At 69.2% G+C, this 14,044-nt stretch carries 20 protein-coding genes, 1 tRNA gene and 1 pseudogene; 6 read left to right on the top strand and 16 right to left on the bottom strand.

Features of this window, described 5'->3' with window-relative positions:
* Window positions 1-110: 110 nt before the first annotated feature.
* Window positions 111-560, top strand: a complete 450-nt coding sequence (locus tag L2X99_RS17735) for an SRPBCC family protein (RefSeq protein WP_236125596.1) — start codon at window positions 111-113, stop codon at window positions 558-560.
* A 77-nt stretch (window positions 561-637) separates the two neighbouring features.
* Here the strand turns inward: L2X99_RS17735 and L2X99_RS17730 are convergent, their stop codons facing one another.
* From L2X99_RS17730 to L2X99_RS17720, 3 genes are read right to left on the bottom strand one after another with little or no spacing between them, the layout of a single operon-like run.
* A complete protein-coding gene (locus L2X99_RS17730; protein ID WP_236125597.1) occupies window positions 638-865 on the bottom strand; it encodes a hypothetical protein in 228 nt (75 codons plus the stop codon).
* A 17-nt stretch (window positions 866-882) separates the two neighbouring features.
* Window positions 883-1,215: an FAD-dependent monooxygenase gene (locus tag L2X99_RS17725; protein WP_236125598.1), complete on the bottom strand. Its 333-nt coding sequence runs from the start codon at window positions 1,213-1,215 to the stop codon at window positions 883-885.
* The gene (locus L2X99_RS17720; protein WP_236135475.1) at window positions 1,212-1,847 is read right to left on the bottom strand and encodes an FAD-dependent monooxygenase; all 636 of its coding nucleotides are present in this window, start codon (window positions 1,845-1,847) and stop codon (window positions 1,212-1,214) included. The genes L2X99_RS17725 and L2X99_RS17720 overlap by 4 nt, the downstream gene beginning before the upstream one ends.
* Between L2X99_RS17720 and L2X99_RS17715 the strand changes: the two genes are divergently transcribed.
* Window positions 1,834-2,442 (top strand): TetR/AcrR family transcriptional regulator, encoded by a 609-nt coding sequence (locus tag L2X99_RS17715; protein ID WP_329608075.1) that lies wholly within the window; start codon window positions 1,834-1,836, stop codon window positions 2,440-2,442. The two genes, L2X99_RS17720 and L2X99_RS17715, sit on opposite strands and share 14 nt — an antisense overlap.
* Window positions 2,443-2,504: 62 nt before the next feature.
* On the opposite strand, the gene L2X99_RS17710 is transcribed toward L2X99_RS17715, so the two are convergent.
* Window positions 2,505-3,722 (bottom strand): zinc-dependent alcohol dehydrogenase, encoded by a 1,218-nt coding sequence (locus L2X99_RS17710; RefSeq protein WP_236125600.1) that lies wholly within the window; start codon window positions 3,720-3,722, stop codon window positions 2,505-2,507.
* Window positions 3,723-4,000: 278 nt separating this feature from the next.
* Here L2X99_RS17710 and L2X99_RS17705 point away from each other — a divergent pair, with 278 nt between their 5' ends.
* Window positions 4,001-4,459, top strand: coding sequence for an anthrone oxygenase family protein (locus L2X99_RS17705; protein ID WP_236125601.1), 459 nt, complete (start codon window positions 4,001-4,003; stop codon window positions 4,457-4,459).
* A gap of 103 nt (window positions 4,460-4,562) precedes the next feature.
* Here L2X99_RS17705 and L2X99_RS17700 read toward each other — a convergent pair whose 3' ends face one another.
* The 6 genes from L2X99_RS17700 to L2X99_RS17680 form a co-directional block, all read right to left on the bottom strand.
* Window positions 4,563-5,960, bottom strand: coding sequence for an SH3 domain-containing protein (locus tag L2X99_RS17700; RefSeq protein WP_236135474.1), 1,398 nt, complete (start codon window positions 5,958-5,960; stop codon window positions 4,563-4,565).
* A gap of 153 nt (window positions 5,961-6,113) precedes the next feature.
* Window positions 6,114-6,204, bottom strand: a tRNA-Ser gene (locus L2X99_RS17695).
* A gap of 10 nt (window positions 6,205-6,214) precedes the next feature.
* Window positions 6,215-6,517, bottom strand: a complete 303-nt coding sequence (locus tag L2X99_RS18740) for an aminopeptidase P N-terminal domain-containing protein (RefSeq protein ID WP_442923469.1) — start codon at window positions 6,515-6,517, stop codon at window positions 6,215-6,217.
* Window positions 6,518-6,676: 159 nt separating this feature from the next.
* The gene (locus L2X99_RS17690; protein WP_236125603.1) at window positions 6,677-7,738 is read right to left on the bottom strand and encodes a hypothetical protein; all 1,062 of its coding nucleotides are present in this window, start codon (window positions 7,736-7,738) and stop codon (window positions 6,677-6,679) included.
* A gap of 7 nt (window positions 7,739-7,745) precedes the next feature.
* Window positions 7,746-8,201, bottom strand: a complete 456-nt coding sequence (locus L2X99_RS17685; RefSeq protein ID WP_236125604.1) for an SRPBCC domain-containing protein — start codon at window positions 8,199-8,201, stop codon at window positions 7,746-7,748.
* A gap of 10 nt (window positions 8,202-8,211) precedes the next feature.
* Entirely contained in the window at window positions 8,212-8,760 is a 549-nt protein-coding gene (locus tag L2X99_RS17680; RefSeq protein ID WP_236125605.1) for an AAA family ATPase, read from the bottom strand.
* 39 nt (window positions 8,761-8,799) lie between these two features.
* On the opposite strand from L2X99_RS17680, the gene L2X99_RS17675 reads away from it, so the two are divergent.
* Entirely contained in the window at window positions 8,800-9,276 is a 477-nt protein-coding gene (locus L2X99_RS17675; RefSeq protein WP_236125606.1) for an HIT family protein, read from the top strand.
* Window positions 9,276-10,010, top strand: a complete 735-nt coding sequence (locus L2X99_RS17670; RefSeq protein WP_329608194.1) for an AAA family ATPase — start codon at window positions 9,276-9,278, stop codon at window positions 10,008-10,010. The genes L2X99_RS17675 and L2X99_RS17670 overlap by 1 nt, the downstream gene beginning before the upstream one ends.
* 322 nt (window positions 10,011-10,332) lie before the next feature.
* On the opposite strand, the pseudogene L2X99_RS17665 reads toward L2X99_RS17670, so the two are convergent.
* A pseudogene (locus L2X99_RS17665) lies at window positions 10,333-10,449 on the bottom strand (transcriptional regulator); the annotation flags it as partial.
* A 186-nt stretch (window positions 10,450-10,635) separates the two neighbouring features.
* Between L2X99_RS17665 and L2X99_RS17660 the strand changes: the two are divergent.
* A complete protein-coding gene (locus L2X99_RS17660; RefSeq protein ID WP_236125609.1) occupies window positions 10,636-11,109 on the top strand; it encodes a MogA/MoaB family molybdenum cofactor biosynthesis protein in 474 nt (157 codons plus the stop codon).
* Window positions 11,110-11,236: 127 nt separating this feature from the next.
* Here the strand turns inward: L2X99_RS17660 and L2X99_RS17655 are convergent, their stop codons facing one another.
* From L2X99_RS17655 to L2X99_RS17635, 5 genes are all read right to left on the bottom strand, one after another.
* Window positions 11,237-11,518, bottom strand: a complete 282-nt coding sequence (locus L2X99_RS17655) for a DUF6457 domain-containing protein (RefSeq protein WP_236125610.1) — start codon at window positions 11,516-11,518, stop codon at window positions 11,237-11,239.
* Window positions 11,511-12,230 (bottom strand): molybdenum cofactor guanylyltransferase, encoded by a 720-nt coding sequence (gene mobA / locus L2X99_RS17650; protein ID WP_236135473.1) that lies wholly within the window; start codon window positions 12,228-12,230, stop codon window positions 11,511-11,513. Before mobA ends, L2X99_RS17655 begins: the two co-directional genes overlap by 8 nt.
* 64 nt (window positions 12,231-12,294) lie before the next feature.
* Window positions 12,295-12,927, bottom strand: coding sequence for an HAD family hydrolase (locus L2X99_RS17645; protein WP_236125612.1), 633 nt, complete (start codon window positions 12,925-12,927; stop codon window positions 12,295-12,297).
* 65 nt (window positions 12,928-12,992) lie between these two features.
* The gene (locus L2X99_RS17640; RefSeq protein ID WP_236125613.1) at window positions 12,993-13,688 is read right to left on the bottom strand and encodes an ArsR/SmtB family transcription factor; all 696 of its coding nucleotides are present in this window, start codon (window positions 13,686-13,688) and stop codon (window positions 12,993-12,995) included.
* Entirely contained in the window at window positions 13,685-14,044 is a 360-nt protein-coding gene (locus tag L2X99_RS17635) for a hypothetical protein (RefSeq protein WP_236135472.1), read from the bottom strand. Before L2X99_RS17635 ends, L2X99_RS17640 begins: the two co-directional genes overlap by 4 nt.

The following is a 14,044-nucleotide window of genomic DNA, read 5'->3' as shown; positions in this document are numbered from 1 at the left end:
ATAATTTACGTGGTTCCCGCCGTTCTGGCAAATCGGGGCGCCTACCCCGGGCGTGTCGCGCTCTCCGGCCCCCTGGACGCTTCTCCGCTCCCTCCGTAGTATCAGGCAGCATGACCGAGCAGACAGGATCCGATGTCGTCGTCGAGTACGCCTTCGACGCCCCGATCGATCGCGTCTGGAGCGCCTGGACGGATCCGGGCATCGTCGGCGAGTGGTGGGGGTCCGATCCTGCCGGCGTCGTCACCTTTGCGGCGCTGGACGTACGCGTGGGTGGAGGCTTCGAGATCTGCTTCCGTGACTCCACGAGCGCCGAGCACACCTGCTTCGGCACGTATCTGCGGGTCGTGCCGACGACGGCACTCGAGTTCACGTGGGCATGGGTGAACGAGCCGGGCGTCACTTCGCGCGTGACGGTCGAGTTCGAGACTCTGGATGCCGAGACGCGCATTCGCTTCGTGCACAGCGAACTGGGCGCCGCATCGGGCCATGACTACGCGGCTGGCTGGCGCCGGACATTCGGCAAGCTCGACCGCGTGCTCGCGGTGCACGCCGAGGGCTGACACGGTGCGGCTCAGTCCCGGTCAGTGAACTTCCTGTGCGTCCTTGGCGTTCTCGCCGGCGTCCTTCACCGTCTCCTTCACCGCATCGCCGGCCTGGACAGCCTCTCCGGACGTGCTCCGAGGCCCACGAATCGACCCACCACCCGGGTCAGGCGCGGCGCCCTTCGAAGTGCACGCAGCACCAGCGGCATCCGTGCCCCCGGTTCGGTCACGGCCAGCAGCGGCCCCTGCGCGTTGCGCTGAATCTGCTGGGTCACGACGACGGGCCAGGTGCGCCGACGCTGCACCCTGCGCAGCTCGCGCACGGTAGGACGGCGAGTCGTCAGGACCGGCCCGAGGTACCTGGCCGCCGCCACCGCGTCCTGCACAGCCAGGTTGATCCCCACTCCCCCGCCGGCGACATCGCGTGCGCGGCATCCCCGATGCACAGCATGCCGTCGGCGTACCAGCGACGGAGCCGCTCCAGACGGACTCTCAGCAGGTGCACGTCGGCGGCCGCGACGTGCACGCGGGCGAACGAGTCGCCGACGCCCGGGGATACCCGACCGAGGTTCGCCCGCATGCGGGCGACATCCTCTTCCTCTCCTGACCAGGTGCCGGCGGGGATGACGTAGGCGATCTGGAAGAAGCCCTCCCGGTCGATGGTGATGATCATTCCCGACCCCGCCTGTATGAACGGATACTTCTCCCCGGCTGTTTGGGCAGGCGGAACCAGAGCACGTCCATGGCGGCTGCGACGCGAATCGGTTCCAGCCCCGCATCCGCACGGACGTCGGAGTCTCGGCCAGAGGCGTCGACCACCAGGTGCGCGGAGATCTCGACAGGGGTTCCGTCGGGAGAGACCACTGCGATCCCGATGATCCGGTCCCCGGCATCCCGCAGAACCTTCTCGCCCCTGGTCGAACGCAGCAGGTGGAAGTTCGGGAACCGCATCGCGGCATCCGCGATCATGTCGAGGAAGTCCCACTGGGGCATGAACGTCATCACCTTGCGCTGTGTCGGCAGGTGCGAGAAGTCGGCCAGCGTGACGGTGGTGCCGTGCCAGCTCACCTGCACCCGTGCCATGTCGGAGTGCGGGCGGCGCAAGAGGTCGTCGAGAAGCCCGAGTTCGATCAGCAGCTCCTGGGTCGAGGGATGGATCGTGTCGCCGCGGAAATCACGAAGGAAGTCGGCGTGCTTCTCCACGACCGTGACATCCACACCCTGGCGGGCGAGCAGGAGTCCGAGCATCAGGCCGGCGGGACCTCCGCCGACGACGACGCAGTCGGTCCGGATGGGAGTGTTCATGGTTCCAGGATCCGCCGCGAGGTGCCACGATTCGAGAGTGGTCAATAGACGATCGGGACGACCTCGCGGCACCCCCGCGGCGCGACAGGCGTTGATCGACGCCGCTCATCGGCACCTGGAGGCAGGGGACCTCACCGAGACATCCTCCAGAGACCTGGCGGCGGAAGTCGGGGTGAGCCACACTCTGGTCAATTATCACTTCGGATCCCGCGACGCCCTCGTCGCTGCCGCGATCGGATCCCGCATCGCGCCGCACGACGTCGTGTCGCTGGCGCGTGACTCCGCGGGCACCATCCAGTTGCGGCGGCTCGTGCAGGGACTCCTCGCCGCATGGGAGGACCCGGCTATCGGGGCGAAGCTCATCGAGACTGCTCGCCGGTACGCCGCCCTCGACGAGTCATCCGGTGCGATCGCCGGCTACCTGCAGCACGCCGTCTTCGCGCCGCTGGTGGCGGACTTCGGCGTCGCACGCGGCCGGCGGATGGTCATGACCATCATCGGGTTCATCTACGGGCGCTACATCCTCGAGGTGCCGCTGCTCGCCGCCCTCACCAAGGACGAAGCCGCCAGGGAACTGCTCGCGACGCTGTCCTGAGCGGGAGTGACAGCCCCGCACCAGCAGCGATATGCCGTCCTCCGGAAGCAGGGGCGCCGCCATCATCCCTGCCGTTCCGCGAATGCCGGATCCGACGCGACGGCCCCTGGACGCAGGACCACCTTGATGCATCCGTCCTGCTTCTTCTGGAACTTCTCGTAGAGCGCCGGTGCGTCATCGAGTGGGGCGTGGTGAGTCACCAGATCGGTCACGCCGAGCGGATCCGCCGCATCCTCGACCAGCGGGATCAGCTGGTCCACCCAGCGCTTCACATTGCACTGCCCCATGCGCAGGCTGATCTGCTTGTCGAAGAGAGTCTTCATCGGCAGGATGTCGGCGTCGCCGGCGTAGACGCCGCTGATCGATACGGTGCCTCCCCGGCGCACCACGTCGATCGAGGCATGGAGACTTGCGAGTCGATCAATGCCCGCAGCGTCCATCAGCTTCTGCGCGAGGGCGTCGGGAAGCATACCGACCGCCGATTGGGCCACGGCGACTGCGGGGCTGCCATGGGCTTCGAGTCCCACCGCATCCACGACCGCGTCGGGCCCGCGCCCGTCCGTGAGATCCCGCAGCTCGGGCACGACCTCCTTCGTGAGGTCACGTGCCAGCACTCCGTGCCGTTCGGCCATCTCCCGTCGGGGCGCTTCGGGGTCGACGGCGAGGACGCGATAGCCGCGCTGAACGCCGATCCGTGAGACGAACTGGCCGACGGGGCCGAGACCCATCACGACGAGGCTGCCCTTCTCCGGGACTTCGGCGTACTCCACCGCCTGCCACGCCGTGGGCAGAATGTCGCTGAGGAAGAGGTACCGATCGTCGGGCAGATCGTCCCGGATGCGGATGTGGTTGTGGTCGGCGAGCGGAACACGCAGATACTCCGCCTGCCCGCCCGGCACCTGCCCGTACAGCTTCGTGTACCCGAAGAGCGCGGCCCCGCTTCCGTACTCACGTACCTGAGTCGTCTCGCACTGGGACTGGAGGCCTCTCTCGCACATGAAGCAATGACCGCAGGCGATGTTGAAGGGGATGACGACGCGATCTCCGACCTTGAGCGTCCTCACTTCCGAGCCGACCTCCGTCACGACGCCCATGGCTTCGTGACCGAGGATGTCGCCCGCGTCGAGGAAAGGTCCGAACAGCTCATAAAGGTGGAGGTCCGATCCGCAGATCGCCGTCGAGGTCACCCTGATGATCGCGTCCGTCGGGTGTTCGATGACAGGATCCGCCACCGACTCGACGGTCACGCGCCGCTTCCCCTGCCACGTCAGAGCTTTCATGTGTTCGCCTTCCTACTCTCCACACGGGGCAGTCTGGGACTCCGCGCTCCGCTCTCGACAGGGCATTGACTCCACGCCGGATACCTGTCAGACCCGCGCCGCTTCCGTCGGTCGGAAGGACTGTGCGGTCTGTCGCCAGGGAGCTGCTCGCGGCGCTGTGCTGAGCGGGCTGCGCAGTCGGACCACAGGCAGCCGCACCGTCAGGGAATCGGCCCGTGGAACGGCGACCCCTGCGGCGGGGCATCCGCCCCGCACGTCGATGTCATAGAGTGCACGTCGTGGAGCTCACCGACATCCTCGCTGTCATCGGTCTCGTCCTTCTCGCGCTCGGAGGCGGAACGTTCTGGTCGTTCTCGACGGGCGTGATGCCCGGACTGGGTCGCACGGACGCCGACACCTTCGTGTCGGCCATGACGTCCATCAACCGTGCGGTGGTGAACCCGCTGTTCCTGCTGCCGATCTTCCTGCCCCCGGTGCCGCTGGTGTGGGCCGGACTGATCTCTTCGGAGGCGCCGCGCGGATGGCTGCTCATCGCGGCCGGGGTCGTCTTCCTCCTCGGAGCGATCGTCGTGACGATTGCAGGAAACGTGCCGCTGAACAACGCGCTGGAGAGCTCCACCGCGACTGCAGCCGCGTCTCGCACCGCATTCGAGCGTCGATGGAATGTGCTGAACGGCGTGCGATCCGCTGCTTCCTTCGGCGCTCTTGTTCTCGCGGCCCTCGCTCTCGTGCTCTGAGTACGCCGTTGTCCAACGCGCCCAACGCCAACGCCGACGCGCAGAGTCGAACGAGGAGCCCTGTCGTCCAACGCGACGAACGTCGCCGTTGAATGATCAGGCGTCAGCCCCCCGCGAGGTAGTCCTTGTGCACCCAGCCGGTCTTTCCGGCGTACGTCACCTTGCGCCAGGAACCACTCGACGCGAGAACCTTGCCGACGCTCTTGCCCTTCGGGATCCTCAGCAGCGCCTTCTTGCTCGTCGACGCTGTCGGTCGCAGGTTCAACACCGCCGTGGTCTTGTAGGTGATCGCCTTCGGCGCCACGGACGTCACGGTCGACTTCGTGAGGTAATCCTTGTGCACCCAGCCGGTCTTTCCGGCGTACGTCACCTTGCGCCAGGAACCACTCGACGCGAGAACCTTGCCGACGCTCTTGCCCTTCGGGATCCTCAGCAACGCCTTCTTGCTCGTCGACGCCGTGGGCCGCAGGTTCAACACCGCCGTGGTCTTGTAGGTGATCGCGGATGAGGAGCTGCCGGCAGGGGTCGGCTTGGGCGCGGTCGTCGGAGCCGGTTTCGGCGCGGTCGTCGGAGCCGGTTTCGGCGCGGTCGTCGGAGTCGGCTTCGGAGTCGTGACGACGGGGCGAGTCGGGCTGAGCAGCCAGTTCGCGATCCATCCGCTGCGCGAACCCGCCTTGACAGGCAGGAACGAGTTCGAGACCTTGCCCGGCACCGCCGTGACCATTGTGCCGGCGGCGAGGCTCGCGACGACGGCCGTCGCAGTCGACGCCCCTGCGCGCAGGTTCACTACTCCGGTCGTGTAATAGGTGCACGTGCTCGGCGCCGTCTTGGCGGTGATCGCCGTGGCCTGCTTTGCCAGGTCGACGCCGCGGCTCTTCAGCCAGGGGACCGGATCGAGCTGCTTGTTCCCGCCCGCCTGGTTCTCCCAGAGCTCGAGGTGCAGATGCGGGCCGGTGGAGTTTCCACTCGTGCCCACAGTGCTGATCTGCTGCCCGGCCTTCACGACCTGACCGACCTTCACGTGAGTCGTCGCCGACCAGATGTGCAGATACTTCGTCGTGTACGTCACCTTGCCGACGGTGTGACGGATGTCGATGTGTCCGGCGAGCGAACCGGATCCCGAAACGGTGGCGGTGACGACGCCTGCCGCGACGGCGTAGATCGGCGAACCGCTCTTCGTCGCGAGGTCGACGCCGCCGTGCGACGTGCTGGCGCCGGGCATGGGCATGCAGCGCGGACCCTGCCATGCAGAAACGGTGTACGACTTCTGCGCGAGCGGCGTCACGAAGACTGTCGCTGCAGGTACAGCGCCGGCCGCAGCACCCTGGGCCGCGGACGCAGGAGCAGTAGCACGCGCTGCAGCGGGCACGGCAGCGACCGCGGCGGCCGGGGACAGCCCCGCGAGCCCCAGCGCGATCGCGGTCGACATGGCCAGTGCGTGACGTGATCTGAGCTTCATGACTCTCCGGTCGAGCGGGATGGCGCGGGCGGCGGCACGCATCGTTCACGACCTTACCGTTGCGGCCGGATTCATAGCCAGGTACGAGCGGAAACGACAGGTCCGCTCGTAGTCAAGTGCTCGGCACGTCAAGTTCAGACGTCGCCGTGAAATGATCAGGACCCCCGAAACTGCGTCTCGGGGGTCCTGATCATTTGGCGGTGACGGTGGGATTTGAACCCACGGTAGGGGGTTACCCTACACAACTTTTCGAGAGTTGCACCTTCGGCCGCTCGGACACGTCACCGCGGACAAGCTTACGTCACGCACGACCCCCGCGCGAATCGGCATCCCTCATCCAGGCCTCGATGCCGTCGGCGTCGATCGGCAGCGCCTCCGACAGCACCTCGCTGCCCGTCGCGGTGACCAGCAGGTCGTCCTCGAGTCGCTCGCCGATCCCGCGCAGCTCCGGGCCGGAACGGCACCGGGAGGTACAACGTCGCCAGGTGTCCGCCTGCGACCGGATCGAGCACGATCACGGCATCCTCGATCGCCGCGCCCACCAGCCACAGGAAGTCGCTCTCGGCGCGGAACTCGTACGCCGAGCCGTTCGCCCGCATCGGCGCACGCCCGCGGCTACCGCGATCCGCCTGCCGGGCAGCGCGGCCGACAGACGAGCCCGATGCGAAGCCGCAGCCTGCGCCGTGCCCGCGGCGCGAAGCCGCTCACCGTGCGGCCGATGTGTGGGTCATACGTGACGCCGATGTCTCCTGGCGCCGTCACCAGGACGCGGCGACGTCCGCATGGCTCCGCAGAATGTCCGCTGTGCTGCCGGCCGGCGCGCGTCCTATGCCGCACTCGGTCGCGACGCCGAACTCCGGCGCGAATCCGGATGCCGCGGCGATGCGCCGCTGCGCGCCCTCGGCACCGTCCTCGCGGTGCACCAGGCCCAGGTACAGTTCGTCGACCGGGGTGAGACCCGCGAGCGGGGCGAAATACGCCTCGTCGTCGCGCTCGATCGGCACCGGCAGGTGCAGCCAGGTGAGCTCGCGCCCCGAGCCGGCGATCACGGCATTCGCGTAGCGCACCAGGTTTCCGGCATCCGCCGGCTCGATGAAGTGCTTCTCGCCGGCGTCGCCGTAGCAGAGGTGCACCCCGACCTCGACATCCAGCGGAACGGCGCCGATCAGCGAGGCGAGGCGCGAGACGAGTCCGTCGAACGGATCGCCCGGCCACCAGGCATCCATGACCGCGCCGTAGCCGGACGCGCGCTCGATGATGCCCATCTCGCTGGCGACGTCCCACTGGATCGCGAGATCCTCGTGCGGGATCGCGGCGAGGATCTCGTCGAGCTCCCGCAGGATCGCGGCGGTGTATACAGGCTCGATCGCGGCGCGGTCGTCGCCGGCGAAGAACGACGCGACGACGGCCAGCGGCGTCGGCAGCGACACCTGGAATCGCACCTCCTCGGCGATCACGCCCTGGTCGCGCAGCCGGCGGAAGATCTCATAGGACTCGAGAGCCGCGGAGGCGTAGCCGAGCGGCGGGAGGACGAGGGATGCGGCATCCGCTCCCTCGGCGATGCGCAGCGGACGCGCGTCGATGCCTGCGGGGAACGGGATCGGGTTCTCGCCGACCCGTTCGATGCCGTCGGTCTGACCGAGCACGTCGGGCTGGAACATGATCCAATGGAACCTCTTGCCGACTTCGCCGTCCGGGATGCGACGGAGCAGTCCGCCCAGCATCTCGGCTGCGGTGCGCATGGTCGTCTCGGCGTCGTCGTAGTTCACACTGCCGACGAGGAGGGCGCCGTGGGGCTGGATCGGGGAGGTCTGGGGCATCCACCCATTATCCGCCGACGTACTCGGCCAGATTTCGCAGCGAGGCTTCCAGCCCCGCTCTGTGATCCTCCGCCGAGATGCCTGCGGGCACGTCCTCGGCGCGGAACACCACCTCGGATGCCGCGCCGCGGGCGGTGACCTCCCAGGTCATCCGCATCGTCCCGGCGAAGGCGGGATCGTCGGAGACGAAGTCGACCTCCTGCACGATCCGCACACCAGGAGTCACCTCCACGAAGGTGCCCTCCACGACATCCGTGCCGTCGCCGGACTTGCCGGCCTCGTCGCCGTCGTAGCGGAGCACGATGCGACTGACGCCACCTTCGCGCAGGTCGTAGCTCTCGACGCGTCCCGTCATCCGGCCCGGCGGCAGCCAGCGCTCCAGCGCCTCGGGATTCGTGAGCGCCCGGTAGACGCGCACCGAGGATGCGTCGATCATCATCGTCGCCTCATCTGTTCTCGTCATAGCCTCCACGCTACGGATCGGATGCCGGACGTGCACCCCCACCGCCGAGCATCTCGACGATCTGTCTCGCGGCCTCCGCGGGAGTCAGCGTCGTGGTGTCGACGACCTCCGCCTCCTCGCCGAGCCAGGAGCCGAACGCCTGCGCATAGGGTTCCAGGTGCTGCCTGCGGAACCCCGACGGGCCCATGATCCGGTCGCCATCGATGCGTGCGCGCAGTGTGACCTGATCCGCGTGCAGCACGAAGTGCCGCACCGGGATCCCGTGATCGTGCAGGCCCGTGCTGATCTCGCGCCAGTACTCCTCGACGAGCACCGTCATCGGCATCACGAGCACGCCGCCGGTGTACTCGAGGATTCGGCGAGCGGTCTCGACGACCAGCGTCCGCCACGGCGGCCAATGCTGGAAATTGTCCGTCTCGGGGAGTCCGGGGCGCACGTCCGTCAGCGTCTCGCCGACCTTCTCGGCGTCGAACACGCGGGAGCCGGGGATCAGTTCCTGCACGAGTGCGCTCGTCGTCGTCTTTCCTGCACCGTGGGTGCCGTTGAGCCATACGATCACGCCCCGATGCTAGCTGTGCCGTCGCCTAGGCTCGAGCGCATGGACTGGCGTGAGGACAGGATCGGGTCGGCGGCGCGCGGGGACAATCCGACGGTGCTCTCCGAGACCCCCGCGGGCTATGCGGTGATCGGCGACGTGCAGTTCCTGCCGGGATACAGCGTGCTGCTGAGCAGGAACCCGTCGGCGACGGCACTGGCCGACCTGCCGCGCGTGGAGCGGGTGCAGTACCTGGCCGACGTCGACCTGCTGGCGACCGCCGTTGAGCGGGCCTGCCGTGCGCACGACCCGGGGTTCCGGCGGATGAACATCGAGATCCTCGGGAACACCGACGCGTTCGTGCATGCGCACGTGTGGCCGCGGTACGACTGGGAGCCCAACGATCTCATCGGCAAGCCGGTGTGGCTCTACGACCCGTCGCGCTGGAGCGATCCCGCGCATGCGCTGGACACCAGGCACGACGCGCTACGCGCGACGATCGCGACGGAGCTGCACGAGCTGCTCACCGAGGAGGCCTGATGGATCCGACGACGCCGACCGAGGTCATCTTCATCGGAGGTCGTGCCGGCGTGGGGAAGACGTCCGTGGCGGCTGAAGCCTCCCGACTCCTCGCCCAGGCCGACGTCCGCCACGCCGTCATCGAGGGCGACAACCTCGACCAGGCACATCCCGAGCCGTGGCGTGCGGGCATCGATCTCGCCGAGCAGAATCTCGCCGCGATGTGGGGCAACTACCGGCGGATCGGCTATTCGCGGCTGATCTTCACCAACACCGTGAGCGTTCTGGAGATGCCCACGCTGGTCGCCGCGCTCGGCGGGAACGTCCAGGCCTTCGGCGTGCTGTTGACGGCGACCGACGCGACGGCCTCGGAGAGGCTGGCCAAGCGGGAGATCGGGACGGCTCTCTCGGAGCACATCGTGCGCAGCGGGAACGCCGCAGGTGAGGCTGGAGGCAGCGGCGACGGTCCGTCGCATCGTCACAGACGGTCGCTCGGTCACGGACATCGCGACGGAGGTGCTCGTGGCAGCCGGTTGGCCTACCTCCGACCGCACCGGTTCGTCGGATCGAGAAGTCTAGGCCGCGGCGACCCGCAGCTGCACGGTGCACTCGGCCGGGTTCGCGGCCGCAAGAACGCACTCCGCAGCGATCGGACCGCCGGCCTGCGTCGAGCACGCCCTGCATCAGCCCGAGGTGCACCTGGCACAGCAGCGGCCGGTTCTCCGGCGAGGCTGCGGCGTGCGGGCAAGGGGTGAGCTCGACGGTCATCCGCCCCTCGTCGATGATCGGATCGAAGCCGCTCTCCTCGAGATGCTCCACCAGCGCATCGAGCTGATAGGTCGCCTCGCGGCCCAGCTCTGAGGAATCCGTGTGCAGCACGCGACGCATCAGATCGCCGCGGCGAGCCGCCTCATTGACCTTCTCGCGGGCCACCGGACTGGAGGCTCCCGGGGCGCCGGTCGCCGCGCTATACAGCGTGCGCGGGCGTCCGCGGGTGGTGCGGTGCTCGGTCTTCTGGATGATGTAGCCGCCCTCGGCGAGACGCTGCAGATGCTCGCGCACCGTGTTGGCGTGCAGGCCGGTCTCCTCGCAGATCTCGGCGATCGTGCGATCGGCTCGCGTCTGGACCAGGTGCAGGATCTGCACCCGTGAATAACTCGAGATCGGCCCGCAGACGGGCCTGGCGGTCACCATGCCAACAGTATGACCCAGCGTTCTGAACGGCTCGGGAGAAGCGGCCGTGAATAATCGCTCCCGCGGTGCCTTCGCGTGGTGCTGCGGATCGATCTTGAGTATTGGCTGCGCTCACGCTTTGATGCGCTGGGAGCATCAGTAGGTGAGCGCGTGACCGCGACTGAACCGCAGCCCTAAGCTGGGGCCATGTTGCAGGCTGCGGTGATCACGGTGTCGGACCGGTCGGCGGCGGGCCTGCGGCCAGACGGGTCGGGCCCGGTAGCAGTCGAGGCGCTGCGCGCGGCGGGCTTCGCCTGCGACGACGCGCGGATCGTTCCCGACGGAGCGGATGCCGTGGAGGCGGCGCTCCGGGCAGCCATCGTCGACGGCGCCCGGCTGATCGTGACCAGCGGCGGCACCGGTGTCGCGCCGAGGGATGCCACACCCGAGGGCACGGCTCGGGTGCTGGAGCGCGAGCTGCCAGGCATCCCGGAGGAGCTGCGCAGCGTCGGCGCGGCTCAGAAGCCGGTCGCGCTGCTCACGCGCGGACTCGCCGGCGTTGCCGGCGGTGCGCTCATCGTCAATCTGCCCGGCTCGCCGGGCGGGGTGCGCGACGGGATGCCGGTCATCCTCTCCGTCGCCGCGCACGTGATCGCGCAGCTCGACGGCTCGGATCACTGAGACCCCGTCCGCTCGCCCCGTGAGGGACCTGAAGTGCCGCTTTCACCAGGTCGTTGAGCGAGGAGCGCCAGCGACGAGACGAAACGGTCCCAGGTCAGCTGAACACGTTTCGTCTCGCTCCGCTCGCTCAACGACCGGAGCGCTCGGGCCAGGTGCCGGCGAGCTCGACCACGGCGGCGACCGCAGCGCGAATCTCGTCGGGCGACCCGCCCTGGCGGCCGGCGACCAGACCCGCGACGAAGGCGCTGAACGGGGCAGCGGGTCGGGCGACGCCGTTCGCGACGTCACGGGCCAGATCGAGGATCAGCCCGATCGGCACGTCTTCGGCGCTCAGGTCGAAGCGCTCGCGCAGGGCGACGGCCCAATCCTCGAGCGCCTCGGGCGGCAGGGTGCGATTCTTGTCAGTCATGCGCTCTCCTCGGATTCACTGTGATGGTTTCGCGCGCGGCGCGCTCCCGCGCTCGCGCGAGGTCTTCGGGTGTGTCGACGTCGACGGTCACCCCGTCGACGTCCGGGAGCGGTGTCAGGTCGAGACCGCCGAGCAGCGCGCGGCAGGAGACCCCCGCCGCGCCGTCGCCCAGATCCGCAAGCGCCCCCCTGAGGACTGATGTCCGGTAGATCCCGGCCAGCCACTGCGGATGCCCGTCCGCCACGAACACCGAGCCGTCGGCATTCTCGGGGATCCGTGCCACGAGGCGTGGCACGAGGTCGTCCGCGCGCGGAAGGTCGCCGGCGAGCAGCACGGTCCAGTCCGGCTCGACTTCTGTGCGGGACGGGAAGGTACGTTCGTCACCGGCGTGCGGAGCCGTCGGGACGGTCTTCGCGGCGCCCCGGTGGCCCGAACCGCCGGCGTGCCCGTCGGCGAGGGCGGCGGCAAGTGCCGCGACCGGACCGCCGTAGGGCGGCTCCTCGCGCACCCACCGCACGGGAGCCGCAGCGTCGAGCTCGGGGCCGACGGCGGTGATCGGCCGGCATCCGGCATCCTGCAGCGCGTGCACGGCGCGAGCGAACAGGGTCGCGCCGCCGACGTCGAACAGGAGCTTGTCGCCTCCGCCCATCCGCGACGCCCGGCCGCCGACCAGCACGATCGCTCCGATGCTCGCCGGGGGCTGGTCGCTCATGACTCCACTATCCCCGGACGTGCTCGCGGATGCCAGCACCCGGGAACGACCGGGGCGCGCGTCATCAGCCGAGGATCAGCCGGACGGCGCCGGCGACCGTGGCGGCGGTGAACGTCGGCGCGGGGTCGGACCGCGGAGTCGGATCGGCCATGATCCACGCGGTCTGCAGGCCCACGCCCTGGCCGCCCGCGACGTCCATCACGAGGCTGTCGCCGATCATCCAGCCGTCGAGGGGCGCACTGAGCCGACGGGCGAGTTCGCGGAAGATCTCCGGCTCCGGCTTGCGGACGCCGATCTCGGATGACACCACCCAGCCGTCGACCAGTTCGGAGAGCCCGGTGCTCCTGATCTTGCCCTCCTGGTTGTCCGCCATCCCGTTGGTCGCGATCCCGATCGTCCAACCGGCGGCGCGGAGCTCGACGAGAGCAGCGCGGTCATCATCGGTGCAGCGGACGAGGCCGGGCATGCGTGCGCGGTAGTCGTCCCAGACATCCGCCGCCGCGACCGGCAGGGCGAAACGCCGGACCAGTTCGCCGAAGACCTCGCCCTTCGGGCGAGGCTGCGCCAGCGCGGAGGAGATCACATCGCAGGCATCCGGGTCGAGCGACCACGCACGCGCGAACTGCAGCGTCCACTCCCGCGCCGCACGCTCCTGATCGACGAGCGTCCCATCCAGGTCGAAGATCGCGAGCGGCACTGCCACAGCCTACGCCGCGCCGACGTGGGGCCGTGGCGCTGCACCCCTGCGACGGACCGTCTCGCTCACAGCCCGGTGTGCCCGAGCGCCACGAGGCGCTCCCTGCCGCGCGCGGTGATCGTCAGCGCACGGTCGTCGCGGCGCCGTCGCAGCCAGCCGTCATCGATCATGGCAGCGAGGATGCTGTGCCCGAGCCGCCCGGCGATGTGCGGCGCCCGCTCGGTCCAGTCCGCGCAGGGCCGCACCGCCGGCCGCGACGACCGCTGCCATTCGAGCGTCAGGCCGAGCTCCTCGCCGATGCCGGTGATGTCCTCACCGGCCGGCAGCGTCCAGGCCCCGGCGGAGTCGGCGATCCATCCGCGTTCCATTGCGAGCTCTGCGATGAACACACCTGCGCGCCCAGCCAGGTGGTCGTAGCAGGATCGCGCCTCGCGCATGGCCTCGCGCCGGTCGAAGGTGGTGGCGGAGTTCACCTTCGCCTCGCCGGACAGCTGCAGGAGCGCCTCGACCGCGGTCGCGACGGCGGGATCGGTGAGGCTCGCCAGCCGTGCCCGCCCTCGCTGCTCGATGGTGATCAGGCCGGCGTCGTGCAGCTTCGCCAGGTGCGCGCTGACCGTGGACGGCGCGAGCCCGAGCCGGGTCGCCAGCGCGCCCGCAGGAAGGGGCGTCCCGCCGAACAGCTCGTGCAGGATGCGCAGCCGCGCGGGCTCGCCGAGCACTCGTCCGAGCTCGTCGAGCGGCAGGCGCACCTCGTCGGTCATGACAGCGCCGCCCTCGCCGCGTCGGGGTCGTCGACGATCAGCACCTTGCGGTTGCCGTGATCGCTGTACTGCGCCAGCAGGTGCACATCCGCATCGGCGAGGCGCGTCATGATCCTGCCCAGGGCTCCCGGCACATCGGCGTCCAGCGGCACGACGAGCCCCCGCCGCACGACAACCCCTCGGATGCCGGCGCACTCGAGCGCGTGCGCGGCCGCATCGCCCTCGGCGACGAGGTAGTGCGCGACGTCCGCCCACATGCCGCCTCCTTCGAGCGAGATCCCCGCCTCGCCCAGGATCGCACCGATCCGGGCCAGCGATGTCGCGCCTTCCGGTGCCGGGACTGTGATGTCGTACAT

It is taken from the genome of Microbacterium sp. KUDC0406, assembly GCF_021582875.1.
Taxonomy (GTDB): Bacteria; Actinomycetota; Actinomycetes; order Actinomycetales; family Microbacteriaceae; genus Microbacterium.
This window is presented reverse-complemented; position numbering and strand designations above follow the sequence as displayed.